Origin of the sequence: Acinetobacter sp. V2, from assembly GCF_001188385.1 — a bacterium.
GTDB lineage: Bacteria > Pseudomonadota > Gammaproteobacteria > Pseudomonadales > Moraxellaceae > Acinetobacter > Acinetobacter oleivorans.
Window position 1 is genome coordinate 19,990 of sequence record NZ_JZFB01000002.1, and the last position, 1,165, is coordinate 21,154.

Annotated in this window: 1 pseudogene; it reads left to right on the plus strand. The window is 33.3% G+C overall.

Going from position 1 to position 1,165, the window contains the following annotated elements:
* Window positions 1-577: 577 nt before the first annotated feature.
* Window positions 578-1,165, plus strand: a pseudogene (locus tag UC75_RS20870) (hypothetical protein); the annotation flags it as partial.

Sequence of the window (1,165 nt, forward strand, 5' to 3'; positions counted from 1 at the left end):
CTTGATGTTGCGCATTATACGCATTTTTTAAGGCTTAGGAAGCCTTTTTTCATCTTTCTGTCATCAACCGTCTAGTTCTTAGCCACCCCCCTCTTTTACCTAAAATAGTAGCTAAAATTATTGAAGACTTTCTTACCTAAGATGTATTTGAAATATTTTTTTTCAAATAAGTTTTATAGACTTTTTGACGTATTTCGCCACATATCTAAAAGCTAAAGTCGACCATTTCACTCAACATTATAGAAATAATATATTTCTAGCTAAGCCATAACATTATAGACCCAAGTAAAATTCATCTAATATACTGCTTCAAATAAGTGGAAATATAAGAAAAAATATAATTAATTAAAAAAATATTATATAAAAACCATTATTATTTTTACGTCTAAATTAAATGAATTATTATTTCTTTAAATATTATTTAATATTAAAAAATGTGACTAAAAATACACATTGACAGCTTTTGATATCTAACCAATACTAAATTCCAATTATTGAGATATACATCTCATTAATTATGTAGCGCAATAAATAATACTTACTTAAAAATACATAATTATATAGGAAATAGACCAACATGTTTTTACTAAAAAATCTCGTATCTTCGATCTCAAAAGTTACTCAAGACTTGGGTAATGTTGTATCGGTAAATACCACTGTAAACACGGGTTCTTCTGTTGATGCACACGTTTCAACATCAGGCTTACTTTCAAATGTTATTTCTACAGTAACTAATACAGTTACGCATACAGCAACAGGCTTAGTTTCTGATGTGGTTGGCACTGTAACCGGTACTGTCGGTTCTACAAATCCATTAGAAACAGTAACCAATGTTGTGGGTGGTGTAACTAGTGGCTTGATTGGAGGCGTATCTGGTGGTAATCCTCTTGAAGTAGTCACTGGTGTTATTGGTGGCGTAACAGGTGGTGTGACTGGCGGAACATCACCAATTTCCCCAGTCATTGATGTCGTTCAAGGTGGTATCGATATTCTTCAGGGTGTCGAAAGCCTAAAAACTGAAATTATCAACACTGGCATTGAAACTGTTGCTGGAACAATCATTGGAGTACTCCCACAAACTGAACATCCTGTTTCTGAAATTGCAGACCTTGGCACCTTAACTTTTGAAACTTCTCGCGACACGGTAAACGGTGCTCTTGAAGTT